At 68.6% G+C, this 22,415-nt stretch carries 22 protein-coding genes, 1 tRNA gene and 1 pseudogene; 8 read left to right on the top strand and 16 right to left on the bottom strand.

What is annotated here, in order from left to right; genetic code table 11:
• The 4 genes and pseudogenes from QM569_RS15890 to QM569_RS15875 all read left to right on the top strand — a co-directional run.
• Nucleotides 1-200 (top strand): annotated as a pseudogene (locus QM569_RS15890) (blue light sensor protein); the annotation flags it as partial.
• Entirely contained in the window at nucleotides 201-1,082 is an 882-nt protein-coding gene (locus QM569_RS15885; RefSeq protein WP_414988205.1) for an EamA family transporter, read from the top strand. It begins immediately after the preceding pseudogene.
• A gap of 70 nt (nucleotides 1,083-1,152) precedes the next feature.
• Nucleotides 1,153-1,362, top strand: coding sequence for a hypothetical protein (locus tag QM569_RS15880; RefSeq protein WP_414988204.1), 210 nt, complete (start codon nucleotides 1,153-1,155; stop codon nucleotides 1,360-1,362).
• A gap of 65 nt (nucleotides 1,363-1,427) precedes the next feature.
• A complete protein-coding gene (locus QM569_RS15875) occupies nucleotides 1,428-2,099 on the top strand; it encodes a histidine phosphatase family protein (RefSeq protein ID WP_414988203.1) in 672 nt (223 codons plus the stop codon).
• Between the two features lie 6 nt (nucleotides 2,100-2,105).
• Here QM569_RS15875 and QM569_RS15870 read toward each other — a convergent pair whose 3' ends face one another.
• From QM569_RS15870 to QM569_RS15830, 9 genes are all read right to left on the bottom strand, one after another.
• A complete protein-coding gene (locus tag QM569_RS15870; RefSeq protein ID WP_414988202.1) occupies nucleotides 2,106-3,476 on the bottom strand; it encodes a Fic family protein in 1,371 nt (456 codons plus the stop codon).
• Nucleotides 3,477-3,578: 102 nt separating this feature from the next.
• A complete protein-coding gene (locus QM569_RS15865) occupies nucleotides 3,579-4,952 on the bottom strand; it encodes a tetratricopeptide repeat protein (protein WP_414988201.1) in 1,374 nt (457 codons plus the stop codon).
• A complete protein-coding gene (locus tag QM569_RS15860) occupies nucleotides 4,949-5,554 on the bottom strand; it encodes a hypothetical protein (RefSeq protein ID WP_414988200.1) in 606 nt (201 codons plus the stop codon). Before QM569_RS15860 ends, QM569_RS15865 begins: the two co-directional genes overlap by 4 nt.
• Before the next feature lie 8 nt (nucleotides 5,555-5,562).
• Nucleotides 5,563-6,969 (bottom strand): amidase, encoded by a 1,407-nt coding sequence (locus QM569_RS15855; protein ID WP_414988199.1) that lies wholly within the window; start codon nucleotides 6,967-6,969, stop codon nucleotides 5,563-5,565.
• Nucleotides 6,970-7,058: 89 nt separating this feature from the next.
• Entirely contained in the window at nucleotides 7,059-8,555 is a 1,497-nt protein-coding gene (locus QM569_RS15850) for an ABC transporter substrate-binding protein (RefSeq protein ID WP_414988198.1), read from the bottom strand.
• Between the two features lie 59 nt (nucleotides 8,556-8,614).
• Nucleotides 8,615-9,457 carry an ATP-binding cassette domain-containing protein gene (locus tag QM569_RS15845; protein WP_414988197.1) on the bottom strand — a complete coding sequence of 281 codons (843 nt, stop codon included), beginning with the start codon at nucleotides 9,455-9,457 and terminating at the stop codon, nucleotides 8,615-8,617.
• Nucleotides 9,454-10,422 (bottom strand): ABC transporter ATP-binding protein, encoded by a 969-nt coding sequence (locus QM569_RS15840; RefSeq protein ID WP_414988196.1) that lies wholly within the window; start codon nucleotides 10,420-10,422, stop codon nucleotides 9,454-9,456. The genes QM569_RS15845 and QM569_RS15840 overlap by 4 nt, the downstream gene beginning before the upstream one ends.
• Nucleotides 10,422-11,288 carry an ABC transporter permease gene (locus QM569_RS15835; RefSeq protein ID WP_414988195.1) on the bottom strand — a complete coding sequence of 289 codons (867 nt, stop codon included), beginning with the start codon at nucleotides 11,286-11,288 and terminating at the stop codon, nucleotides 10,422-10,424. The genes QM569_RS15840 and QM569_RS15835 overlap by 1 nt, the downstream gene beginning before the upstream one ends.
• Before the next feature lie 11 nt (nucleotides 11,289-11,299).
• Entirely contained in the window at nucleotides 11,300-12,262 is a 963-nt protein-coding gene (locus QM569_RS15830; protein ID WP_414988194.1) for an ABC transporter permease, read from the bottom strand.
• Nucleotides 12,263-12,324: 62 nt separating this feature from the next.
• Here QM569_RS15830 and QM569_RS15825 point away from each other — a divergent pair, with 62 nt between their 5' ends.
• On the top strand, nucleotides 12,325-12,582 hold the full coding sequence (locus QM569_RS15825) for a YfhL family 4Fe-4S dicluster ferredoxin (RefSeq protein WP_414988193.1): 258 nt from the start codon (nucleotides 12,325-12,327) through the stop codon (nucleotides 12,580-12,582).
• Between the two features lie 67 nt (nucleotides 12,583-12,649).
• Here QM569_RS15825 and pth read toward each other — a convergent pair whose 3' ends face one another.
• The 7 genes from pth to QM569_RS15790 all read right to left on the bottom strand — a co-directional run bounded on the left by pth (nucleotide 12,650) and on the right by QM569_RS15790 (nucleotide 18,425).
• Entirely contained in the window at nucleotides 12,650-13,258 is a 609-nt protein-coding gene (pth, locus tag QM569_RS15820; protein ID WP_414988192.1) for an aminoacyl-tRNA hydrolase, read from the bottom strand.
• Nucleotides 13,259-13,331: 73 nt separating this feature from the next.
• A complete protein-coding gene (locus QM569_RS15815; RefSeq protein ID WP_414988191.1) occupies nucleotides 13,332-13,970 on the bottom strand; it encodes a 50S ribosomal protein L25/general stress protein Ctc in 639 nt (212 codons plus the stop codon).
• Between the two features lie 93 nt (nucleotides 13,971-14,063).
• The gene (locus QM569_RS15810) at nucleotides 14,064-15,038 is read right to left on the bottom strand and encodes a ribose-phosphate pyrophosphokinase (protein ID WP_414988190.1); all 975 of its coding nucleotides are present in this window, start codon (nucleotides 15,036-15,038) and stop codon (nucleotides 14,064-14,066) included.
• A gap of 130 nt (nucleotides 15,039-15,168) precedes the next feature.
• A tRNA-Gln gene (locus tag QM569_RS15805) sits at nucleotides 15,169-15,245 on the bottom strand.
• Nucleotides 15,246-15,276: 31 nt separating this feature from the next.
• The gene (gene ispE / locus QM569_RS15800; RefSeq protein WP_414988189.1) at nucleotides 15,277-16,137 is read right to left on the bottom strand and encodes a 4-(cytidine 5'-diphospho)-2-C-methyl-D-erythritol kinase; all 861 of its coding nucleotides are present in this window, start codon (nucleotides 16,135-16,137) and stop codon (nucleotides 15,277-15,279) included.
• Nucleotides 16,138-16,143: 6 nt separating this feature from the next.
• Entirely contained in the window at nucleotides 16,144-16,641 is a 498-nt protein-coding gene (locus tag QM569_RS15795) for a lipoprotein insertase outer membrane protein LolB (protein ID WP_414988209.1), read from the bottom strand.
• Nucleotides 16,641-18,425, bottom strand: coding sequence for a tetratricopeptide repeat protein (locus QM569_RS15790; protein WP_414988188.1), 1,785 nt, complete (start codon nucleotides 18,423-18,425; stop codon nucleotides 16,641-16,643). Before QM569_RS15790 ends, QM569_RS15795 begins: the two co-directional genes overlap by 1 nt.
• Nucleotides 18,426-18,454: 29 nt before the next feature.
• Between QM569_RS15790 and mutM the strand changes: the two genes are divergently transcribed.
• The 3 genes from mutM to mutY all read left to right on the top strand — a co-directional run bounded on the left by mutM (nucleotide 18,455) and on the right by mutY (nucleotide 22,395).
• Nucleotides 18,455-19,270 (top strand): bifunctional DNA-formamidopyrimidine glycosylase/DNA-(apurinic or apyrimidinic site) lyase, encoded by an 816-nt coding sequence (gene mutM, locus QM569_RS15785; RefSeq protein ID WP_414988187.1) that lies wholly within the window; start codon nucleotides 18,455-18,457, stop codon nucleotides 19,268-19,270.
• A gap of 102 nt (nucleotides 19,271-19,372) precedes the next feature.
• A complete protein-coding gene (locus QM569_RS15780) occupies nucleotides 19,373-21,331 on the top strand; it encodes a dynamin family protein (protein WP_414988186.1) in 1,959 nt (652 codons plus the stop codon).
• Nucleotides 21,328-22,395 carry an A/G-specific adenine glycosylase gene (gene mutY, locus QM569_RS15775; RefSeq protein WP_414988208.1) on the top strand — a complete coding sequence of 356 codons (1,068 nt, stop codon included), beginning with the start codon at nucleotides 21,328-21,330 and terminating at the stop codon, nucleotides 22,393-22,395. The genes QM569_RS15780 and mutY overlap by 4 nt, the downstream gene beginning before the upstream one ends.
• The last annotated feature ends 20 nt before the right edge of the window (nucleotides 22,396-22,415 follow it).

Below are 22,415 nucleotides of genomic sequence, written 5' to 3'. Positions count from 1 at the left end.
TGCTCGCGTTCGAGGAAATCTCCGAGCGCCGCTTCGGCGGCTGGACGATGGGCCAGGTCAACCTCGCCAAGCTCAACCATTCCATCGTGCTCAAGTATTCCGAGCGGCCCGAGTTCGATCCCTACGCAGCCTCGGGCAAGGTCTCGTTCGCGCTGCTTGAGGAGTTGATGGCCACCGCGTCCATCATTGGCCGGGCCTGATTGAGCGCCCAGGCTTTCGCCCTCATCCTCCTCGCGGGCCTGATCCACGCCTGCTGGAACATCGCCGCCAAGAAGGCGGGCGGCGACGCGCGCTTCGCGTTCTTCACCTCGGTGCTCATGATGCTGTTCTGGGCGCCGCTGGGCTGGTGGCTGGGGCGCGACGCCGTGCCGCAGTGGGGTGCGGTGGAGTGGGGCGTCATCGCCGCCAGCGGCGTGCTGCACGTGCTGTACTACGTGGTGCTGCTGCGCGGCTACCGCAAGGCGGACTTGACCGTGGTCTATCCGTTGGCGCGCGGCTCGGGGCCGCTCCTGTCGTCGCTGGTCGCCATCACGCTGCTGGGCGAGCGCATCTCGGCGCTGGGCGCCTTGGGGCTGGCGGGCGTGGTGGGCGGCGTGTTCCTCATCGCGGGCGGGCCGGGGCTGCTGCGCGCGGCGCACGACCCGGTGGCGCGCAAAAGGGTTCACAAAGGCATGGCCTACGGGCTGATGACCGGCGCCTTCATCGCCAGCTACACGGTGGTGGACGGCTACGCGGTCAAGGCGCTGCTGATGTCGCCCATCCTCGTGGACTACATGGGCAACCTGCTGCGCGTGGGGCTGCTGGCGCCCGTGGTGCTGCGCGACCTGCCCACCGCCCGCGCGCTGTGGCGGGCGCAGTGGCGCTTTGCGCTGCTGGTGGGGGTGGTCAGCCCCGTGGCCTACGTGCTGGTGCTGTACGCCATGCGCGAGGCGCCGCTGTCGCACGTGGCGCCCGCGCGCGAGGTCTCCATGCTGTTCGCCGCCCTCATCGGCGGCCACCTGCTGGGCGAGGGCGACCGCGTGGCGCGCATCCTGGGCGCGCTGTGCATCGCGGCGGGCGTGACGGCGCTGGCGCTGGGGTGATGCAAGCCGCCCGGGCGTGACCCTGCTTTTCCGGCGATCGTGTCGGCGCAGCCTGCGTAGCATGCTGGCCATGCGCACCGTTTTCTGCTGCTCGCTGCTTCTGGCCGCCTTTGCGGCCCATGCCGCCCCCGCGCCCTGGTACTACTGGCGCGGCAAGGTGCCTGGCGCGCGTGTCTGCGCCCAGGTACCGCCCGGCCCCGGCTGGGTGCGCGACAGCGCCGCCTACGACGGCGCGGGCTGCCAGCGGCGGCCCAAGGTGTACGTCATCCCCATGCGCTGATTTTGTTATAAAAATAATAGCTGCCAGCGCTTGCTGCATAAGCGCTAGAGGCCGAAAATGCTTGTATGACAGAACTCATCCTCATCCGCCACGGAGAGACCGACTGGAACCGCGAGCTGCGCTTTCAGGGCCACGTGGACGTACCCCTGAACGCCACAGGCCACGCCCAGGCCCGCCGCCTGGCCGAGCGCCTGGCTGCTGAGCGGCTGGCGGTGGACCACCTCGTCTGCAGCGACCTCACCCGCGCCCGGCAGACCGCCGCGCCCAGCCTGCAGGTGCTGTTCCCGCACCTGCACATCGACACGCTGACCGACGCCAGCCTGCGCGAGCAGAGCTTCGGCATCGTGGACGGCATGCGGGTCGAAGACATCAAGACGGGCCACGCCGACGCCTGGGAGCGCTGGCTGCGCTTCGAGGCCGACTCCGGCATGCCCGGCGGCGAAACCACGCGCCAGTTCCACGCCCGCGTGATGGACGCCATGCGCCGCATCGCAGGGCAGCACGCGGGCAAGACGGTCATGGTCGTCACCCATGGCGGCGTGCTCGACATGGTGTGGCGCACCGCGCGCGGCACGGGGCTGGACGGCCCGCGCCAGAGCGACATCCCCAACGCGGGGCTGAACCGCGTGCGCATAGCCGGTGATGCGGTCGAGGTGCTGGACTGGGCCGACACGCGGCACCTGGCGGATTTGCCTGCGCAGCCGGTGTATGACCAGAAGAAGCTGCTGGTGCGGTGAGCCTGATCAGCGGTGGCGGCCCTGCCACGCCGCCCATTCCAGCGGGCGGATGCCAAAGCGTACGGCGTTGCCTGCGTGCAGCGTGCTGAACTCGTTCAACACCAATTCGATGAAGCGGGCCTGCTCGTCGGCAGGCACCGTGGGCGGAACGTGGCCCGCGATGCGCTGCGGCGCGGCGTCTTCATCCGCCCGCACGATGGCAGCCACCACGGCGGCCAGCGCCTGCCGGTGGCGCAGGCGGAAGGTGTCGGGCGGCACCAGGCCCTGCTTGACGGCCACGTACTGCTGGCACGACCGCTCGTAGGCCCAGACGAACACGTCGCGCAGCAAGTCCACCCGGTTCAGCTCGTACACCCCCAGCATCGCGTCCACATAGGCTTGCTGCGGCACGTCGATGAACGACAGCGGGCACAGGTTGTGGCGTATGAACGGGATGTTGGCCGCGATGCGGGACACGCGCTTGTTCACGTCCTCGAACGGCTGCAGGTAGGGCAGGTGCACCATCAAAAAGAACGCCTGCTCGAACGGGTCGGCAATCTCCGCCGCCATCTGCACCGTGATGCCGAACAACTCTTCCAGCCGCTGGGGCAGCGCCAGGGGCAGGTACACGCTGCCGCCTATCTCCACCGCCCGGCGGCGGATGCGGCCCACCGCCGCCGGGTCGGCCATCAGTCCGTCGGCCAGGAAGGCGTGCAGCGCGATGAGCGTGCCGGTGTCCACGCGCGCATGCTCGGGGTCGTGTACCAGGTATTCGATGGCCTGCTTGTGGTTCAGGATCATCTGCGTCTCCAGCGCATTCTTGCCCTCGGCGGCCTGGCCGTGTTCGATCAGCCGCTCGGTGTCGAGCTGGCTGTAGGTATTGCCTTCGAGGTGCGACGAAGCCCAGGACAGGTCGATCAGCAGGCGGTTGAGAATGCCCTGGGCAAAGGTGCCAGCAGGCGTCCGCTCCGCAGGCGGGCGCCCCAGCGCATGCAACTGCTCCCGCAGGCCCGGCGGCAGGTAGGCCGTCTGGTTGGGGTGGTACTGCTGCAAGAACTCCACTTGGTACCCCGCCGGGCGGCGAAGCTGGCGCGGCTGGGTGACGTAGGCGCGGACCTCCTGTGCCTCGGCAGATAGCAGAGGCACATAGTGAACCGTCGCAGCGGGGCCTGGGGAGGGGGCCGCTGCAGTCGGCAGGTAGCGCACCGAGCGCGCCCCGCCCTGCATCTGGATGCGCCCCTGTGCAGCCAGCATGCCCAGCCGCCGTTGCAGGGTGCGGCGCTGCATGGTGTTGCCCATCTGGCGTGAAATGGCATCGATGCCCAGGCCGTCAGGCCCCGCCGCCGCGATCAATGCGGCGATGGCGTCCAGTTCTTGTGGCGAAGCGAGGCGGGGCATGGGCGAGTACGTGTCAGGGCAGGTTGGCAGTATCGCGACAAATAATGTGTCGCGAAAACACTGTATCGCGACAAGTAATGTGTCGCAATACCTTGGCGCCGGTCAGCGTCCAGCCGTCGCCATGGAGTGCCATGGAGAAGAGAGGGCATCTTGTGCCCGAGCCGACAACCCCAGTGCCGCATTGGCGCTTGCCGCCATCCGCGCCAGCCGCAGCGACTCGGGCTGCGCATTGGCGAGCGGCTGCAGCAGGTTCTGCGCCGCCGCCCACTGGCCGTTGCGCTGCAGGGCATCCAGCCAGACCTGGTGGAACAGGTCGCGCTGCGCGTGGCTGCCGCCGATCTCCACCATGCGCGGCAGCGCTGCGCCCAGGTGGCGCGCCGCGCTGGCCCAGTCGCCCTGGGCGTGTGCCAGCAGGCCGTGGGCGGCGGGGACGCACACGTCTCGCCACACGGTGCGCTCGTGGGCCTCGGTGCGGGTGGCGGCGTGGGCCTCGATGTTGTGCAGCAGCGTTTGCGCGGCGTCGGCGCGGCCCGCGCGGGCCAGGCCATAGAGGTACTGCAGGTCCAGAAAGGGCAGCACGTGGTCGGCCAGGCGCAGGGCCAGGTGGTCGGCCACGTCGGCCCAGCGGTTGCCGACATCCACGCCTGCCAGTTCCAGCCGGGCGAGCAGCGAGACGGCGCCGATCTGGTCCTGCGTGTATTCCTTGACCACGCCCCACACCTGGCTGTCGTACAGGCGCAGGACTTCGGCGTGGCGGTCCTGCTCCAGCAGGAACAGCGCCTGGTGCCACCAGTTGTGCGTGAGCATGAAGGAGTTCAGGCCCGTCCAGGTATCGCTCACACCGGCCATAAAGACGGCACCTTCGGCGATGCGGCCCTGGGTCAGCAGGACGTGGGCCAGCGCGTGGTGGGCCCAGGGCTCCTTGCGGCGCAGGGTGATGGCGTGGCGTGCGGCGGCTTCGGCCTGCGGCAGAAAGTGGCATTGCTCGTAGCCGAAGGCCAGCATGCCGTGCAGGTAGGGCACGTCGGCGGCGGCCTGTTGCGCGTGCAGGGCCAGGCGCAGCATGCCGGGGGAGTCGCCCCGGTTGAACAGGTGGTACTGGCCGAGCTTGAGCGAGGCCAGGTCGCGCGGGTGCAGGCGGGCTTGTTCCTCGTGCAGGGCGATGGCGCGGGGCAGGTCGCCATCCACCCAGGCGGCGACGGCGGCGACGAAGCGCTGTTCGCGCTCGGTGGCTCGGGTGGCCTGGGCTTGTGTGATGAAGGGGCGGGCGTTGCGCGGGGCGTCGCCGGATTCGGCGAACATGTGCAGCGCGGCGCAGCACGCCTGCACGATGGGGCTGGTGTCCTGCGCGACGGCCAGCACGTTGACGGCACGGGCCTCGCAGGCGATGAAGCCTTCGACGAAGTCGTTGACCGCTGCCGCGCTGCCCGCGCCGTGCAGCAGGGTGATGGGGTTGCCCAGGCTGTCGGTGGTCATCCCCGGATGAGCGCCAGGTAGGCGCTGCGTGTTTCGGGGGACACGGAGTCGATCAACTGCGCGTGCGGCGTCTGGTGGCGCGCCAGCATGCGGGCGGTGGCGATGGTTCTGGACTTGCAGTACCAGTGGCAGGTGTGCTGCATCAGGAGCAGCTCGGCCGTCATCATGAAAGCCCTGTCCTTGGGCGCCAGGTGGCTGGTGTTCTGCGCCACGTGGGCGATGCCGCGCGCGTGGATGGCCAGGGCGCGGCGCATGTCGAAGCTGAGGGCGGGCAGGACTTTCTCGGCGAACGGCAGCGCCACGGCCAGGCGGCTGACGCGCGCGTCGGCGTCGTCCACCCTGGCGAAGTCGGCGGCGAAGCGGCTGAACTGGTCGGTGAGCTGCGCTTCGGTGCTGCCCAGCAGGCTCCAGACCTGGTCGCGCCGCTCGTCGGTGGCCTCGCCCAGGGCGCGCAGGTAGCCGTCGGTCAGCGTCTGCATGAGCTTTTCGATCTGGTAGGGCGCGAGATACCGGCCCAGCAGCGCGATGCGGCGGCGCTGCGCCTTGGCGTTGAGCAGGTAGATGCCGGTGGCGATGAAGATGGCGAGGATCAGAACGTCCATGCGTTTCCTCACACCTGCGGGGGCGTGGGCCAGGGGCGCTGCGGGCCGCGGACCCGCTCGAAGGCGCGGGCCACTTGCAGCACGCCCAGGTCGTCGAAGCGCGGCCCGGCGATCTGCAGGCCGATGGGCAGGCCGCTGGCGGTGTAGCCGCAGTTGACGGACGCTGCGGGCTGCTCCGACATGTTGAACGGCACGGTAAAGCCGATGTGCTCCAGCGGGCGCAGTGGGTCGTTGGTGGGCGAGGGCAGCTCGGCCTGGAAGGCCACGTTGGGCGCCACGGGCGAGATCACGTAGTCGAACGCGCTGCACGCGCGCACGGTGGCCACGCGCGTCAGGTGGAACTGGTGGCTGGCGTTGAAGACCTCGGTGCCGCTCAGGCCCGCGGCGCTGTCGGCCCAGGCGCGGATGTAGGGCAGCACCCTGGCGCGGCGCTCCGCAGGCAGGGCCAGCAGGTCGATGTGCGAGCGCATGCGCCAGAAGTGGTCCATGCCGTCGAGCATGGCCTGGGTCATGAAGGGGCGCATGGGTTCGACGATGGCGCCCGCGCCCTCCATCAGGCGCGCGGCGCGCTCCACGGCGGCCTTCACCTCGGGCTCCACGGGCAAGCCGCAGCCCGCGTCGAGCAGCAGGCCGATCCTGAGGCCGCGCAGGCGCTCCACGCCCTGGTCGAAGTCGCCCCAGGCGATGTCCTGTGCGGGCAGGCTCATGCTGTCGCGCGCGTCGGGCTGGCTGAGCACCTGCATCATCAGCGCGGCGTCGGCCACGGTGCGCGTCATGGGGCCTGCGGCACGGCCCGTGTAGGGCGGGTCGATGGGGATGCGGCCCAGGCTGGGCTTCAGGCTGAAGATGCCGCACCAGCTGGCGGGCAGGCGCAGCGATCCGCCGATGTCGGTGCCGATGTGCAGCGGCCCGTAGCCCGCCGCCGCCGCCGCGCCGCCGCCCGCGCTGGAGCCGCCGGGGCCTTTGCTCACGTCCCACGGGTTGCGCGACAGGGGGTGGAAGCTCGACAGGCCCGAGGACAGCATGCCGTAGTCCGGCATGGTGGTCTTGGCGACGATGACGGCGCCGGATTCGCGCATGCGGGCAGCGGGCGGCGCGTCTGCCGCTGCGGGCACCAGCTCGACGGCGGCGGTGCCCAGCGGCGTGGGGTCGCCCTGCGTGGCGATGTTTTCCTTGATGGTGCTCGGCACGCCGTCCAGCAGTCCCTGCGGCGCACCGCGCAGCCAGCGCGCTTCGCTGGCGCGGGCCTGGGCCAGCGCGGCCTCGGGCCGCAGCAGGTAGGTGGCCTTTATGTGCGGCTCCCAGCGCTCGATGTGCGCCAGCACGGCCTGCGTGACCTCGACGGGGGAAAGCGCGCGCGCGCGGTAGGCGGCCAGGAGTTCTTGGGCAGGCAGGTCGTGCAGGGCGGCAGTCATGAAGGTTTATAAGCAAAAAAGGCTGCCAGCGCTTATGGGGTAAGCACTGGCAGCTATTGTTTCAGGAGCACATCGCTCCTGCGTAAACGTCAGGACCAGGACAGCGTGGACAGGTCGTTCACGAACACCGGGAAGTCCTTCCACAGCCCCTTGAGGCCCTTGTTCGCCACCGTGATCCACTGGTTGGAGTACAGGAAGGCGTGTACCGCGTCGGTCGCCAGCAGGCGCTGCGCCTCGCCCAGCAGGCGGGCGCGGTCGGCGGGGCGGGCGGCGTTCTTGAGCTGGTCGAACAGTTCGTTGAACTTGGCCGACTTGTAGCCCCAGTAGTAGTCGGGCTTGGTGAAGTTGACCAGGTCGAACGGCTCCACGTGGCTGATGATGGTCAGGTCGTAGTTGTGGGGGCCGCCGTAGGTGTTGGACATCCACTGCGCCCATTCCACGTTCTGCAGCTTGGCGACGATGCCCACCTTGGCCAGTTGCGCCGCGATCACCTCGCCGCCCTGGCGGGCGTAGGGCGTGGGCGGCAGCGTCATGGTCAGCTCCAGCGGGGTCTTGACGCCCGCCTCGGCCAGCAGGCGCTTGGCCTTTTCGGGGTCGTAGGGGTTGATGCCGGTGGTGTCCACGTAGCCGAAAGCGCCGGGCACGTAGTGGCTGCCGATGGGCGCGCCGTAGCCGTCCGCCGCGCCTTCGATGACGGCCTTGCGGTCCACGGCGGCGGCGATGGCGCGGCGCACGCGCACGTCGTCCAGGGGCTTCTTGGCGTTGTTGATCGCGAGGATGGTCTTGGCGCGCGAGCCGCTCACCACCACCTGGAAGCGCGGGTTGGCCTTGAACTGCGCCACGCTGCGCGGCGTGACGCGGGGGAAGGCGTCCACGTCGCCCGCCAGCAGGGCGGCCACCTGGGCGGCGGGGTCGGAGATGAAGCGGAACGTGGCGCGCTTGATCTTGATGGACGCCGGGGCGCGGAACCCCGGCCAGGCCGTCAGCACCACGGACGAACCCTTGTTCCAGGCGTTGAGCTGGTAGGGGCCGGTGCCCACGGGCTTGTTGGCGTTGGTGTCGGCGCTCTTGGGTTCCACGATGATGGCCGTGGCCTGGCCCAGCAGGAACAGCAGGTCGGGGTCGATCTCCTTGTTGAGCAGTACCACGGTGTAGTCGTCCACCACCTGGGTGGTGAGGGCGGCAAAGGTACGCTTGTCCTTGTTGGTGCTTTTTTCGGCGCCCGCGCGGTCGAACGAGAACTTGACGGTGGCGGCGTTGAAGGGCTCGCCGTTGCTGAACTTCACGCCCCGGCGCAGCTTGAAGGTGTAGGTCTTGAGGTCGGGCGAGACTTCCCAGCTCTCGGCCAGCAGGGGCGAGACGCTGCCGTCGGGGTTGATCTTGGTGAGCGTCTCGAAGATGTTGTACTGCACGACCTCCGCGATGGCGGACGCGGCGCCCGCCGTGGGGTCCAGGCCCGGCGGCTCCAGCGTCATCGCCAGCGTCACGGCGTCCTTGCGGCCTTGCGCGAGCGCGCCGAACGGGGTGGACAGGGGCACGGCGGCGATGGCGCCAGTGGCGAGGACGGTGCGGCGGTTCAGCGTCATGGTGGGAGTCTCCAGAAAAAAACGAACAAGGCTTTTTACACCATCGCGGGCGAATGAGCTTATGCGGCTTTCGCGGCAGCCCGCCGCGCCCGCGCCCGCCCCGGCTGCACCTGCGGCACGGCGCCCACCAGCGCCTGCGTGTACGGGTGCTGCGCGTGGCTGAACAGCTCGGCGGGCGCGCCGCGCTCCACGATGCGGCCCTGGTACAGCACCACCACCTCGTCGCACAGGTGGTTGACCACGGCCAGGTCGTGGCTGATGAGCATGTAGGTGATGCCGAATTGCTGCTGCAAGTCCTGCATGAGATTGAGCACCTGGGCCTGCACCGATACGTCGAGCGCGCTCACGGGCTCGTCGGCCACGATCAGGCGCGGGCGCGTGATGAGAGCGCGCGCGATGGCGATGCGCTGGCGCTGGCCGCCGGAGAATTCGTGCGGGTACTTGCCCAGGTCGCTGGTGCGCAGGCCCACCTGCGACAGCACCTCGGCGGCCCGCTCGCGTTGTTCGGCGCGGGTGGCCTGGCCCTGGGCCTGAGTCTGCGCTTGAAGTGGCTCGGTAACGATGCGCTCCACCGTCTGGCGCGGGTCCAGCGAGCCGTAGGGGTCCTGGAACACCATCTGAAAGTCGCGCCGCGCCGCGCGCAGTTCGGCGGGCGGCAGCTGGTGCAGGTCGCGGCCCAGCAGATGGACGCTGCCGGACGTGGGCACGTCCAGCGCCATCACCAGGCGGGCCAGCGTGGACTTGCCCGAGCCCGATTCGCCCACCACGCCCAGGCTGCGGCCCGTGGTGATCGAGAGGCTGACGCCGTTGAGCGCATGCACCTTGCCCGGGGGCTTGAACAGGTGCTCGCGCGGCAGCGCGTACTCGCGCACCAGGTCTTGTACTTGCAGCAGGTCGCTCATGCCATGGCCTCCGGGCGCAGGCAGCGCACGGCATGGTCGGCGGCCACCTGCACGGTGGGGGGCGGCTCGCTGCGGCAGGCATCCACCGTGTAGCCGCAGCGCCCGGCAAAGGGGCAGCCCGCAGGCAAATCCACCAGCTCGGGCACCGTGCCGGGGATGGTGGACAGACGCCCGCTGCGCACGCCCAGGTGCGGGCGCGCCGCGAACAGGCCGCGCGTGTAGGGGTGGGCCATGGCGGAGAAGACGCTGGCGGTCGAGCCGCTCTCCACCACCGTGCCGCCGTACATCACCATCATGCGGTCCACGTTCTGCGAGATCACGCCCAGGTCGTGCGAGATGAGGATCATGGCCATGTTGCGCTCGGCCACCAGGTCGCTGATGAGGTCCAGGATCTGCTGCTGGATGGTCACGTCCAGGGCCGTGGTGGGCTCGTCCGCGATCAGCAGGTCCGGCCCGCAGGCCAGCGCCATGGCGATGGTGATGCGCTGGCGCTGCCCGCCCGAGAACTGGTGCGGGTAGGCGTCGATGCGCTGCGCCGCGCTGGGGATGCCCACGCGGTCGAGCAGCGCAATCGCCTCCTGCCGTGCCTGCGCGGCGGGCATGCCCCGGTGGCGGCGCAAGGGCTCCGCCACCTGGCGACCGACGGTGTGTACGGGGTTCAGCGCCGTCATCGGCTCCTGGAACACCATGCCGATGCGGTTGCCGCGCAGGGCGCACATCTGCGCGTCGGTGCGGCCCACCAGCTCTTCGCCGTCGAAGCGGATGCTGCCGCTCACCTCGGCGCTCTCGGGCAGCAGGCCCATGAGCGACATGGCGGTGATGGACTTGCCGCAGCCCGATTCGCCGATCAGGCCCAGGGTTTCGCCGCGTGCCAGACCAAAGCTGACGCCGCGCACGGCATCCGCCGGGCCGCGATGGGTTTGCAGGCGGATGCGCAGGTCGGTCACTTCAAGCAGGGTGGTCATCAGCGCTTCCTCGAAAGGCGCGGGTCCAGCAGGTCGCGCAGGCCGTCGCCCAGCAGGTTCAGCCCCAGCACGGCCAGCGCGATCGCCACGCCGGGCCACACGGCCAGCAGCGGCGCCTGGAACATGAGCGTCTGCGCCTCGCTCAGCATGCGCCCCCACGAGGGCTGCGGCGGCTGCGTGCCCAGGCCCAGGTACGACAGCGCCGCCTCGGCCAGGATGGCGATGGCGAACTGGATGGTGGCCTGCACGATCAGCACCGACAAAATGTTGGGCAGCACGTGCTCGACGGTGATGCGCCAGCCGCCCTTGCCGCAGGCGCGCGCGGCCATGATGTATTCGCGCCCCCACACGGCGTTGGCCGAGGCGCGCGTGACGCGGGCAAACGTGGGAATGTTGAAGATGCCGATGGCGATGATGGAGTTGACGATGCCCGCGCCGAACACCGCCGTCATCATGATGGCCGACAGGATGGCCGGGAAGGCGAAGGTGAAGTCCGCCAGCCGCATGATGAGTTCTTCGACCCAGCCGCGCTTGGCGGCGGCCAGCAGGCCCAGCGCCGTGCCGATGGACAGGCCGATGCCCACCGCAATCACCCCCACCAGGATGGAGTTGCGCGCGCCCACCAGCAGCAGCGAGGCCACGTCGCGCCCGAAGGCGTCCGTGCCCAGCCAGTGCGTGCCGGAAGGGGCGGCCAGCTTGTTGGCCAGGTCCATCTCGTAGGGCGACCAGGGCGTCCACACGAACGAGAGCAGGGCGGCCAGCACCAGCAGCAGCGACAGCACGGCGCCGATGACGAAGCTGCGGTGGCGCAGCGCGCGGTGCCACCAGCCGGGCGGCGAGGAAGTAGGGAGTGCGGCGGCGTTCATGGATGGGTGGATCAGATGTCGCTGGCTTTCACGCGCGGGTCGATCACGGCGTACAGCAGGTCCACCACGAAGTTCACGACCACCACCATGGCAGCCAGCAGCATCACGCAGTTGCGCACCACGATCAGGTCGCGGTTGGCGATGGACTGGAAGATCAGCCGCCCCAGGCCCGGCAGGTAGAACACGTTCTCCACCACGATGGTGCCCGCCAGCAGGTTGGCGAACTGCAGCCCCATGACGGTGACGACCGGGATCATCGCGTTGCGCAGCACGTGGCCCCAGAGCGCGGCGCGCTGCGACAGGCCCTTGGCGCGCGCGGTGCGCACGAAGTCCTCGCGCAGCACTTCGAGCACCGCCGAGCGCGTGATGCGCGCCAGGATGGCCGCCTGCACCACGGCCAGCGCAATGGCGGGCAGCAGCAACGCCTTCAGCGCTTCGAGCGGGCTGCCGCCCGCGTCTTCCGTCCAGCCCGGAAAGCCCCCAGCCGAGAACCACTGCAGCTTCACCGAGAACAGCAATATCAACAGGATGGCGAACCAGAAGTTGGGAATGGCGATGCCGATCTGCGCGAGGCCCATCACGCCCACGTCACCCAGCCTGTTGTGCCGCGCCGCCGCATAGACGCCCGCCGCCAACGCCAGCACGGTGGTGATGGCCATGGCCATCAGCGCCAGCGGCACGGTGAGCGCCAGGCGCTCCAGCACCAGGTCGAGCACGGGCGAGCTGTAGGCGTAGCTCTCGCCCATGTCGCCCACCACCAGGCCGCTCACCCACTGCCAGTAGCGCGTGGCGGCAGGCTGGTCCAGCCCCAGCTTGGCGGCCAGCGCGGCCACGGCGTCGGGGGAGGCATCGGGCCCCATCAGGATTTGCGCGGCGTTGCCCGGCAGAATCTCCAGCACCAGGAAGACGACGATGGACGCGCCGACCAGCGTAGCCAGCAGGGTGATGAAGCGCTTGAGGAAGAACAGGCCCATGGAATGCCAGCATACCGGCAAAACCGCATAATCCGGGCCATGAACGCTGCCGAGGAACCCGCATGGCACTGATGATCACCGAGGAGTGCATCAACTGCGACGTGTGCGAGCCAGAATGCCCCAACCAGGCCATCTACCTGGGCCAGGAGCACTACGAGATCGAACCCGGCAAATGCACCGAATGCGTGGGCCACTTCGACGAGCCCCAGTGCGTGGCGATCTGCCCCGTGGCCTGCATCCCCGTGAACCCGCAGCACGCCGAAACGCGGGAGACGCTGTGGCAGAAATTCCAGCGCCTGCAGGCGGCCACGTCGGCCTGAAAATATCAGTGTTTTTGGCCTCTAGCGCTTGCTGGACAAGCGCAAGCAGCTAGCAAATCAATAGTAATCAGTCTTCCACCGGGCGCGGCGGCTTGGGCCGGGGCGGCTTGGTGGTGTGGATGAGCAGCGTGGCCTTGTCCATGTCGCCCGCGAGCAGCGCATCGCGCGCCTTGAGCGCGTGCGCGATGCCGTCTTCGATCAGCACGCGCTGGTCGGGCGCGGGTTTTTTCAGCACCCAGTGGATCACCTCGGCCTTCACGCCCGGGTGGCCGATGCCGATGCGCAGGCGCCAGTAGTCGGCCGAGCCAAGCTGCGCGTGGATGTCGCGCAGGCCGTTGTGCCCGCCATGGCCGCCGCCGCGCTTGAGCTTGACCTGGCCGGGCGGCATGTCCAGCTCGTCGTGGGCGACGAGGATTTCATCGGGCGCGATCTTGAAGAAGCGCGCCAGCGCCGCGACGGACTTGCCCGAGAGGTTCATGAAGGTCTGCGGCTCCAGCAGCCACACGCTCTGGCCCTGCACGTTCACCCGCGCGGCCAGGCCCCAGTAGCTGCGCTCGGGCACCAGCGTGGCTTTGAGTTCGCGCGCCAGCGCGTCGATGAACCAGAAGCCCGCGTTGTGGCGCGTCGCCTCGTAATCCGGGCCGGGGTTGCCCAGGCCGACGAAGAGTTTGATCATGGGTTGCGATTATTTCAGGCGCAAAAAAGCCCACCGAAGTGGGCTGTCTGGTTGTGCAAAAACAAGGCGGGAATTACTTCTTGCCCTTGCCCTTGCCCTTGGCGTCCGCAGCAGGAGCCGCCTCGGCAGGCGTCTCGACCACCACTTCGGGGGCCACCACGGACACCAGCACCGGGTTGGCGCGCGTCTGGCCGCCACGCAGCACGGGGGTCACGCCCCTGGGCAGCTTGATGTCCTTCAGGTGCAGGGAGACGCCCTTTTCCAGCTTGGACAGGTCCACGGTGATGAACTCGGGCAGGTCGGAGGGCAGGCAGGTCACGTCCAGTTCGTTGACGACGGGGTTGACCATGCACTTGTCCACCTTCACGGCGGGCGATTCCTCGGCGCCGCTGAAGTGCAGCGGCACCTTCAGGTGCAGGCGGGTCTTCTCGTCCACGCGCTGGAAGTCCACGTGCAGCACCTGGGGCTTGTAGGGGTGGTATTGCGCATCGCGCAGCACGACCTTGCTGGTCTTGCCAGCCACTTCCATGTCCAGCACGCTGGAGTGGAAGGCTTCCTTCTTGAGGGCGTGCCACAGTGCGTTGTGGTCGATCTCGATCAGTTGGGGCTCGGCGGCACCGCCATAGACGACACCGGGCGTCTTGCCCGAATTGCGCAGACGGCGGCTCGCACCCGTACCCTGCTTGGCGCGCTCAAAAGCGACGAATTGCATAACTAGCTCCTGATAAGAGGCGACCGCGACCAGCCGTCCCCTGTGGTGAAAAAGGCCCGCTGGGCGGGCCTGCTTGGTGCTGCTCCCGAACGGTCAGAAAAGGTTTTCCTGGTCCGAGAACAGGCTCATCACCGAATCGCCCCTGGCAATGCGCTGGATCGTCTCTGCGATCAGCGGCGCCACGGACAACTGGCGAATCTTGGCGCATCCCTTGGCGTTGTCGCTCAGGGGGATGGTGTTGGTCACCACCACCTCGTCCAGGGCCGAACCCTGGGCGATGCGGTCGATGGCGGGACCCGAAAAAATGGGGTGGGTGCAGTAGGCGTACACCTTCTTGGCGCCGCGCTCCTTCAGCACCTCGGCGGCCTTCACCAGCGTACCGGCGGTGTCGATCATGTCGTCCATGATCACGCAGTTGCGGCCTTCGATCTCGCCGATGACGTGCATCACCTCGGACACGTTGGCCCTGGGGCGGCGCTTGTCGATGATGGCGAGGTCGCAGTTGAGCTGCTTGGCGAGCGCACGGGCGCGCACCACGCCGCCCACGTCGGGGCTGACGACGATCAGGTCGTCATAGTTCTTCTGGCGCAGGTCGCCCAGCAGCACGGGGGATGCATAGATGTTGTCCACCGGGATGTCGAAGAACCCCTGGATCTGGTCGGCGTGCAGGTCCATGGTCAGCACACTGGCCACGCCCACGGCCTGCAGCATGTTGGCGACCACCTTGGCGGTGATCGGCACGCGCGTGGAGCGCGGGCGGCGGTCCTGGCGGGCGTAGCCGAAGTAGGGGATCACGGCGCTGATGCGCTCGGCCGAGGCGCGCTTGAGCGCGTCCACCATGATCAGCAACTCCATCAGGTTCTCGTTGGTGGGCGCGCAGGTGGACTGCACCACGAACACGTCGCGCGCACGCACGTTCTGCTTGATCTCCACGGTGACTTCGCCGTCGGAGAAGCGGCCTACATTGGCTGCGCCGAGGGGGGTGCCGAGGTGCTGGGCGATTTCAGCCGCCATGCCGGGATTGGCATTGCCGGTGAAAACCATGAAGTCGGTGTGGTTGGCTTGCATGAGAGTCCCAGCGGTCTGACTGAATTTAAAGCCTGAAAGATACAAGACTTACGCAAACAAGGATGCACAAGCGGCGGTTCTTGCAGGGCAGGCGTCTTGCCGGAACCCGCTTTGCGCAAGTCATGACATTTGGCAGGGGAAGAAGGATTCGAACCTTCGCATGCCGGAATCAAAATCCGGTGCCTTAACCAGCTTGGCGACTCCCCTACACAGGTTGATTGCCGCAAGGCAAACCACCTCAATTCTCGCCCAATGCCCAACCCGCAAGAGGGTGGATCATCAGGTTGTCGCATGCCCTGACCTGCCAGCCCGGCGGGGCTCCATCCAGGTCCACGGCATGCAGCATTTGCGCAAACACCGCACTCCCCGAACCCGTCATCCGGGCCTGCAATCCGCGTGACCCGAGCCATTCAATGGCTTCGGTCACCTCGGGGCAAAGCGCCTGGGCAACAGGCTGCAAGTCGTTTCGACCGAAATCGAAGTGTGCTGCAGCAAAGCCTAAGATTGTAGCACTATCCGAATCGCGTTTCAAACCAGGATCGGAAAAAATTGCTTTCGTCTCCAGGCCTGCGGCGGGCTTCACCACGGCGAACCGCGTTGGCGGCGGCTGACGCTCTTTCTCAAGCGGCGTGATTTTCTCACCGATTCCTTCGACCCAGGCGTTGCGTCCACGCAAAAAGAACGGCACGTCTGCCCCCAGCGCGAGGCCGATCTTCTCCAGCGCGGCACGCGGCAGGTTCAGGCCCCAGAGCCGGTTCAGCGCGAGCAGCGTGGTCGCCGCGTCCGACGAGCCGCCGCCCATGCCCGCCTGTGCGGGAATGCTTTTGTGTACGCCGATGCGCGCGCCCAGGGTGCAGCCCGTGGCCTGCTGCAGCGCGCGCGCGGCCTTCATGGTGAGGTCCACGGCGGGCAGGGCGGTGCCAAGGTCTTCGCGCGTGACTTCGTCGCTGGCCGTGTGGCGCTCGAAATGCAGCGTGTCGCACCAGTCGATCAGCATGAACACCGACTGGAGCTGGTGGTAGCCGTCGGGGCGCCGACCCGTGATGTGCAGGAAAAGGTTGAGCTTGGCCGGCGCCGGTACGTCGTACAGGGCTTGCATATCCGTTCAGCGGGTCAGGGCGATGCGCAGCGTGGCCTGCGGCACGGGGTCGTCGCGGTGCGCGATGAGCCTGCCGTCGGCCAGCCCCGACAGGTCGGCCCGCCAGCCGGGTACCGTGGCCTGCGTGCCCTGGAGCCAATGAAACAGCGCGGCGACGGGGATGCGGGTGCCGGTCACGTCCTGCAACAAGGCATCGAGCGAGTCGGACGTGCGGGTCTCCTGCGATGTCGTCAGTTGCGCATGCCCGTGCTGCCAATCGAGCTGGGCGAGCTGGTTGCCCAGGGGACTGAGCAGCACCAGGCCGCCGCTGCGCGCAGTGCCCCGCAGCTCGAACAGGGCGGAAAAGGATTGCGATGCCTGGCCCTCGACCTGCAGCGCGAGGCGACCGCTCCAGGCGTCTTCCTCGGCGTGGGGCCTGGCCTGGGGCTGGGCGCAGCCCGCCAGCCACAGTGCGCAAATGGTGATCGCCAGCCAGCCCGCCAGCCGGACCCGCAGGGTGCGCATCAAGGCTTGGCTCCGAGGCGGGTCAACGTCTCCTTCAAGGTCTCGTTGTCCGGGTTCACGCGCTGGCCTTCCTTCCAGATCCGCAGGGCGGCTTCCTTGTTGCCCTGGCTCCAGAGCACTTCGCCCAGGTGCGCCGCGATCTCCACGTCGGGCCGCGCCTTGTAGGCGGCTTCCAGGTGCCGCCGTGCTTCCGCAGCGTTGCCCATGCGGAATTCCACCCAGCCCAGGCTGTCGGTGATGAAGGGGTCGGCGGGGGCGAATTCCAGCGCCTTCAGGATGAGCTGCCGGGCCTCGGACAGTCGCACACCGCGTTCCGCGAGCGCGTAGCCGAGCGCGTTGTACGCGTGGTAGTGGTCGGGCTTTTGCGCGATGACCTGCCGCAGCAGTTGCTCCATGGCATCGGGGCGGCCCGCCTTTTCGGCCAGCATGGCCTGGTCGTAGATCAGCTCGGTATCGCCCGGTGCAAGGGCCACGAGTTCGGCTTGTACCTCGTAAGCCTCTTGGTACAAGCGCAGATCACGCAGCAGTTGCACCTCGGCCTGTAGCTTCATGCGCCTGTCGTCGGCGGATGTGCCAGGCAGGCTGCGCAGCAGGGCGCGCGCTTGCGCCACCTTGCCTTGGCGCGCCAGCAGCGAGGCGCGGCGGAGCTGGGCGCCAAGGACTTCCTCCGCGTTGGCGATGCGCTTGAGCCAGTTTTCCGCCCCGGCATAGTCCTGCTTCTTCTCGGCGATCTGGGCGTGCAGCAGGTAGCCCTGCGTCTGCGCGCGCTGGCGTACTTCCTCGTTCGGGGCGGCGGCTGCCAGCTCCATGAAGCGTTGCAGGGCCGATTCCGCCTCGGGCAGGCGGTTGTCCTGCAGCTGCAGCGTGGCCAGCACCAGCCAGGCTTCCAAGAGGTCGGGCTTTTCTTTGGTGGCGGCTGCCAGTTGGCGGCTGGCTTCCGGGTAGCGCTGCAGGCCGAGCAGTACGCGCGCATAGGCCATCCGCAACTCGGGAACGGGCTGCCTGGCGAGCGCCTGGGTGACCAGCGGCTCGGCCTCGGGCGTGCCGTCTTCCAGCAGCTCCAGGGCGAGCTGCGCTGCGGGTTCGCTGGCGTCGTCCAGCGTCTGGGCGCGGCGTGCGGCGTCCAGGGCGCCTGCCTTTTCGCCTGCGGCCAGGCGCAGGCGACCCAGCGACACCCACGCAACGGGGCCAGTGGCAGGGTGGGCCAGTTCGTCCACGAGGGCGGTCTCGACCACCTTGGCCGCCAGTGCCTTGTCGCTGGCGCGACCGTACATCTGGGGCAGCGCCGCCAGCGTGGCGGCCTTGGTGCGGGGCGGGGACTGGGCCAGTTCCTGGCGCAGCAGGGCGGGCGTTTCACCGATCCGGTTCAGCGCGATGAGGATCTGCAGCACGTAGCGGTTGGCTTCGCGGGAGTCGGGCTGCGCTTCTTTCCAGGCCTTGGCGGCCGCCAGGGCGTAGTCGCCGGAGCGGGCCTGCAGGGCGATGTCGGCGGCCCTCTGGTAGAGCTGCCCGTCCCCGCTGCGGCGGGCGGCTTCGAGCATGAAAGCATAGCCTGCGCCCGGGTCTCCGGTGCGGGCGCTGACTTCGCCCAGGAGGATTTCGTAGAACAACTCCGCATCCAGGGCGGGGTTGGACTCCACCACGGGCTCGCTGGCCTTGGCGGCGGGGGCATCGCTGCCGCCGGAAGATTGCGCCCAAGCGGGGCAGGCCGCCACTGCGATCGCGGTGGCGCATGCGGCGGTCCGGAGGCTGTGAAATAGCACCATCGGGCCATAATAATCCATGCCCGTGAAGCCATCGCCCGCCCGTTTCCATGCCTGAGTTGCCCGAAGTGGAAGTGACCCGCCGCAGCTTTGCGCAGGCCATTTCGGGCGCGCGCATCGAGTCCGTGGCGCTGGGCAAGCCCCTGCGCTGGCCGCTGGGCTGCGAGCCGCAGTTGCTGGTGGGCCAGCAGGTGCTGGGCCTGCGCCGCCGGGGCAAGTACCTGCTGGCCGACACCAGCGGCGGGCTGCTGCTGTTGCACCTGGGCATGTCGGGCAGCCTGCGCTTCGCCCACGGGCTGCCGCCTGCGGGCGCGCACGACCATTTCGACCTGGCGACCGACCGGGGCACGCTGCGGCTCCACGACCCGCGCCGGTTCGGCGCGGTGGTGTATGCCCGTGGCGAAGAGGACCCGGTGGCGGTCAAGCTCCTGGGCGGGCTGGGCATGGAGCCCTTGTCGGAGTCGTTCTCCCTGGCAGCCTTCCAGGATGGGCTCAAGAAAAGCCGCATGCCGATCAAGCAACTGCTGCTGGGCGGTCGCCTGGTCGTGGGCGTGGGCAACATCTATGCGTCGGAAGTGCTGTTCCTGGCAGGCATCCGGCCCACCGCAGTTGCTTCGCGCATCGGGCCCGCCCGGGTGCGCAAGCTGCATGCCGCGATCCAGACGGTGCTGGCCCGGGCCGTGGAACTGGGCGGGAGCACGCTGCGCGACTTCTCCAGCGCGGACGGCATGGCCGGGCACTTCCAGACCCAAGCCAGGGTCTATGGCCGCGACGGCGCGCCCTGCCATGTGTGCGGTGCGCCGATCCGGCTGCTGCGCCAGGGGCAGCGCAGCAGTTACTTCTGCCCGGGGTGCCAGCGCGCCTGAGCCGCCGCGCCGCGCGAATTGCGGGCGCTACGGACGGTCGATGCTATATTTTGTGCATGCCTGCTCCGCCGTAGGCCGCCTCTAGACACGTTTGGGAGCAAAGTGGGACCTTCATTCAACGAGCAGTTCGACCAGCACGGCGTCTGGCGGCGGGACTTCGCCCTGCAGCTCAAGCGGCTGGCCGACTGGATGTCCTCGCACGAGCTCATGGATGCGGCCGTGCAGGAGCGCCTGCACAGGCTTGAAGAGCAGGTTCGCAGCGACAAGGTCATGGTGGCGTTCGTGGCCGAGTTCTCGCGTGGCAAGTCGGAGCTGATCAACGCCATCTTCTTCGCCGGCTACGGGCGGCGCATCATGCCCGCGAGCGCCGGGCGCACCACCATGTGCCCCACCGAGCTGGGGTACGACGCCGCCGTCGCCCCCAGCCTGCGCCTGCTGCCCATCGAGACCCGGCTGCAGGCGCAGAGCCTGGCCGAATGGCGGCTGCGACCCGAACGCTGGCAGGAGATTCCCCTGGACGTGCATGACGCGGACCAGATCGCCAAGGCGCTCGAAAAAGTCGCCGAAGTGCGCAAGGTCAGCGTGGCCGATGCCCGCGCGCTAGGCTTCTGGCACGACGACCTGGCCGACGAAAACCCCGTGCCCGATTCACAGGGCCTGGTGGAAGTGCCCATGTGGCGCCACGCCCTTATCAACATACCGCACCCGCTGCTCAAGCAGGGCCTGGTGATCCTGGACACGCCGGGCCTGAACGCCGTGGGCGCGGAGCCCGAGCTGACCGTCAACCTGATCCCGCAGGCGCACGCGGTGGTTTTCATCCTGAGCGCCGACACGGGCGTGACGCGCTCGGACCTGTCCATCTGGCGCGAGCACTTGGCGATCTCGCCCGACAGCATGGATGCGCGCCTAGTGGTGCTCAACAAGATCGACACGCTGTGGGATGCGCTCAACTCCGCCGATCAGGTGCAGGCCCAGATGGAACGCCAGTGCCGCACCTCCGCAGACATGCTGGGCGTGCCGCTGGACCGCGTGGTGCCCGTGTCCGCGCAGAAGGGCCTGGTCGCCAAGATCACCGCCGATGACCTGCTGCTCGAAACCAGCGGCCTGCCGGTGCTGGAAGAAGCGCTGGCCCGGGGCATCATGGGGAGGCGGCAGTCCATTTTGCGGGCGACGGTGGCCCACGGCGTCGCCAGCCTGCGCAGCGAGACCTCGCGCGTCATCAACATCCGCCACCGCGACCTGGACGACCAGATGGCCGAGCTGCGCAGCCTGCGCGGCAAGAATGTGTCGGTGATCGAGGCCATGCGCCACCGCATCGAGCAGGAGCAGCGCGAGTTCGACCTGAGCACGGCCAAGATCCAGGCCGTGCGCGCCGTTCACCTGAAGCTGCTGCGCGACGTGTTCCAGCAACTGGGCGCCAAGGCCCTCAAGGCCGAACTGTCGGAGCTGGCGCAGACGCTGCAGCAAAAGGGCCTGAAGCTGGGCGTGAAGAAGATCTACCTGCAGACCTTCGACAGGCTGCGCGGCACGCTGGACAAGGCCCAGGCTTCGGGCACCGAGATACAGGCCATGCTGGGCGGCACCTTCCGGCAGCTGAATGCCGAGTTCGGCTTCTCGCTGCAGGTGCCGCAGCCGCCGCAACTGGAGCACTTCACGCACGACCTGAACCAGATCGAGCAAAGCCACCTGCAGTACCTGGGCGTGGGCAATGCGCTGAAGCTGGCCCAGCCCGAGTTCGCCGAGCGCCTGGTGCGGGCCATGGCGATGCGCCTGCGCACCGTCTATGAGTCCGCCGCGAACGACCTGGAGCTGTGGAGCAAGTCGGCCACCGCGCAACTGGATGCGCAACTGCGCGAGCGGCGCCGCAGCTTCTCGCGCCGCATCGAGGCGGTGGACCGCATCCAGCATGCCGCCAGCGGCCTGGACGAGCGCATCGCGGAGATCGAGGCGGGCGAGGACGAGCTGATGCAGCTGGAGCGCAAGCTCCATGAACTGACCGCCAAGCTGGTGGCGCCGCCCGAATGGGCCCCGACGGACAGGCTGCCTCTGCCGTCGGCATGAAGCGGTCGGTGCAGGAGAGCGCCGCCGCCCGGGTGGTCGCCTGGCAGGCCGCCCATGGCCGCAACCACCTGCCCTGGCAGCAGACCCGCGACCCCTACCGCGTATGGCTGTCGGAGATCATGCTGCAGCAGACCCAGGTCGCCACGGTGCTGGACTACTACACGCGCTTTCTCGCGCGGTTCCCTGACGTGCAGGCCTTGGCCGAGGCGCCGCAGGACGAGGTACTGGGGCTGTGGAGCGGGCTGGGCTACTACACCCGCGCCCGCAACCTGCACCGCTGCGCCCAGCAGGTGGTGGCGGAGCACGGCGGCGTGTTTCCGCGCACGGCCGAGGTGCTGGCGACCCTGCCGGGCATCGGCCGTTCCACGGCGGGGGCGATCGCCGCGTTCTGCTTCTCCGAGCGCGTGCCCATCCTGGACGCCAACGTCCGCCGGGTGCTGACGCGCCTGCTGGGCTTCGACGCCGACCTGGCGCAGGCCCGCAACGAACGCCTGCTGTGGGAGCAGGCGCAGGAGCTGCTGCCGCGTGATGACCTGGACAGCGCCATGCCGCGCTACACCCAGGGCCTCATGGACCTGGGCGCGGCCCTGTGTACGCCCCGCGCGCCGCAGTGCAGCAAGTGCCCGCTCCATGAGGACTGCAAGGCTTTCAGGGACGGCGACCCGCAGCGCTACCCGGTCAAGACGCGCAAGCTGTCGCGCAAGGCGGAGGCGTGGCAACTGCTGGTGCTGAAGAACGCGCAGGGGCAGGCGTGGCTGCAAAAACGCCCCCCGAGCGGCATCTGGGCGGGCATGCACTGCGTCCCGGTGTTTGCCGACCACGCGGACCTGCAGCGGTGCGTGGCGGCGCTCGGGCCCGCGTCCGGCCTGGCCGTCAACGAGCTGCAGCCTTTCGTACACGTGCTGACGCACAGGGATTTGCACCTGCACCCCGTGCTGGTTTCCGGGGCGGTGCTGGAAAAGCCTCTGGAAGAGGGCGCCTGGTTCGGCGCGCACCAGTGGGGCGCCGTCGGCCTGCCCGCGCCCATCCGCAAGTTGCTGGATGCGACCATGGCACGGCCTTGATAGAAATATGAGTCAAATTG

It is taken from the genome of Acidovorax sp. (assembly GCF_047607405.1).
In the GTDB taxonomy this organism is placed as follows: Bacteria; Pseudomonadota; Gammaproteobacteria; order Burkholderiales; family Burkholderiaceae_C; genus Acidovorax.
Note: the sequence above shows the minus strand (reverse complement) of the source record. Positions and strands in the feature narration are given on the sequence as shown.

Coding starts and splice junctions, on each gene's coding strand:
- QM569_RS15815 (WP_414988191.1), bottom strand. CDS start 13,970: ATGCAATTCGTCGCTTTTGAGCGCGCCAAGCAGGGTACGGGTGCGAGC.
- QM569_RS15870 (WP_414988202.1), bottom strand. CDS start 3,476: ATGCCCCGCCTCGCTTCGCCACAAGAACTGGACGCCATCGCCGCATTG.
- QM569_RS15845 (WP_414988197.1), bottom strand. CDS start 9,457: ATGAGCGACCTGCTGCAAGTACAAGACCTGGTGCGCGAGTACGCGCTG.
- QM569_RS15860 (WP_414988200.1), bottom strand. CDS start 5,554: ATGGACGTTCTGATCCTCGCCATCTTCATCGCCACCGGCATCTACCTG.
- QM569_RS15840 (WP_414988196.1), bottom strand. CDS start 10,422: ATGACCACCCTGCTTGAAGTGACCGACCTGCGCATCCGCCTGCAAACC.
- QM569_RS15810 (WP_414988190.1), bottom strand. CDS start 15,038: ATGCAAGCCAACCACACCGACTTCATGGTTTTCACCGGCAATGCCAAT.
- QM569_RS15880 (WP_414988204.1), top strand. CDS start 1,153: ATGCGCACCGTTTTCTGCTGCTCGCTGCTTCTGGCCGCCTTTGCGGCC.
- QM569_RS15825 (WP_414988193.1), top strand. CDS start 12,325: ATGGCACTGATGATCACCGAGGAGTGCATCAACTGCGACGTGTGCGAG.
- QM569_RS15790 (WP_414988188.1), bottom strand. CDS start 18,425: ATGGATTATTATGGCCCGATGGTGCTATTTCACAGCCTCCGGACCGCC.
- QM569_RS15865 (WP_414988201.1), bottom strand. CDS start 4,952: ATGACCACCGACAGCCTGGGCAACCCCATCACCCTGCTGCACGGCGCG.
- mutM (WP_414988187.1), top strand. CDS start 18,455: ATGCCTGAGTTGCCCGAAGTGGAAGTGACCCGCCGCAGCTTTGCGCAG.
- QM569_RS15850 (WP_414988198.1), bottom strand. CDS start 8,555: ATGACGCTGAACCGCCGCACCGTCCTCGCCACTGGCGCCATCGCCGCC.
- mutY (WP_414988208.1), top strand. CDS start 21,328: ATGAAGCGGTCGGTGCAGGAGAGCGCCGCCGCCCGGGTGGTCGCCTGG.
- QM569_RS15795 (WP_414988209.1), bottom strand. CDS start 16,641: ATGCGCACCCTGCGGGTCCGGCTGGCGGGCTGGCTGGCGATCACCATT.
- QM569_RS15875 (WP_414988203.1), top strand. CDS start 1,428: ATGACAGAACTCATCCTCATCCGCCACGGAGAGACCGACTGGAACCGC.
- ispE (WP_414988189.1), bottom strand. CDS start 16,137: ATGCAAGCCCTGTACGACGTACCGGCGCCGGCCAAGCTCAACCTTTTC.
- pth (WP_414988192.1), bottom strand. CDS start 13,258: ATGATCAAACTCTTCGTCGGCCTGGGCAACCCCGGCCCGGATTACGAG.
- QM569_RS15835 (WP_414988195.1), bottom strand. CDS start 11,288: ATGAACGCCGCCGCACTCCCTACTTCCTCGCCGCCCGGCTGGTGGCAC.
- QM569_RS15830 (WP_414988194.1), bottom strand. CDS start 12,262: ATGGGCCTGTTCTTCCTCAAGCGCTTCATCACCCTGCTGGCTACGCTG.
- QM569_RS15855 (WP_414988199.1), bottom strand. CDS start 6,969: ATGACTGCCGCCCTGCACGACCTGCCTGCCCAAGAACTCCTGGCCGCC.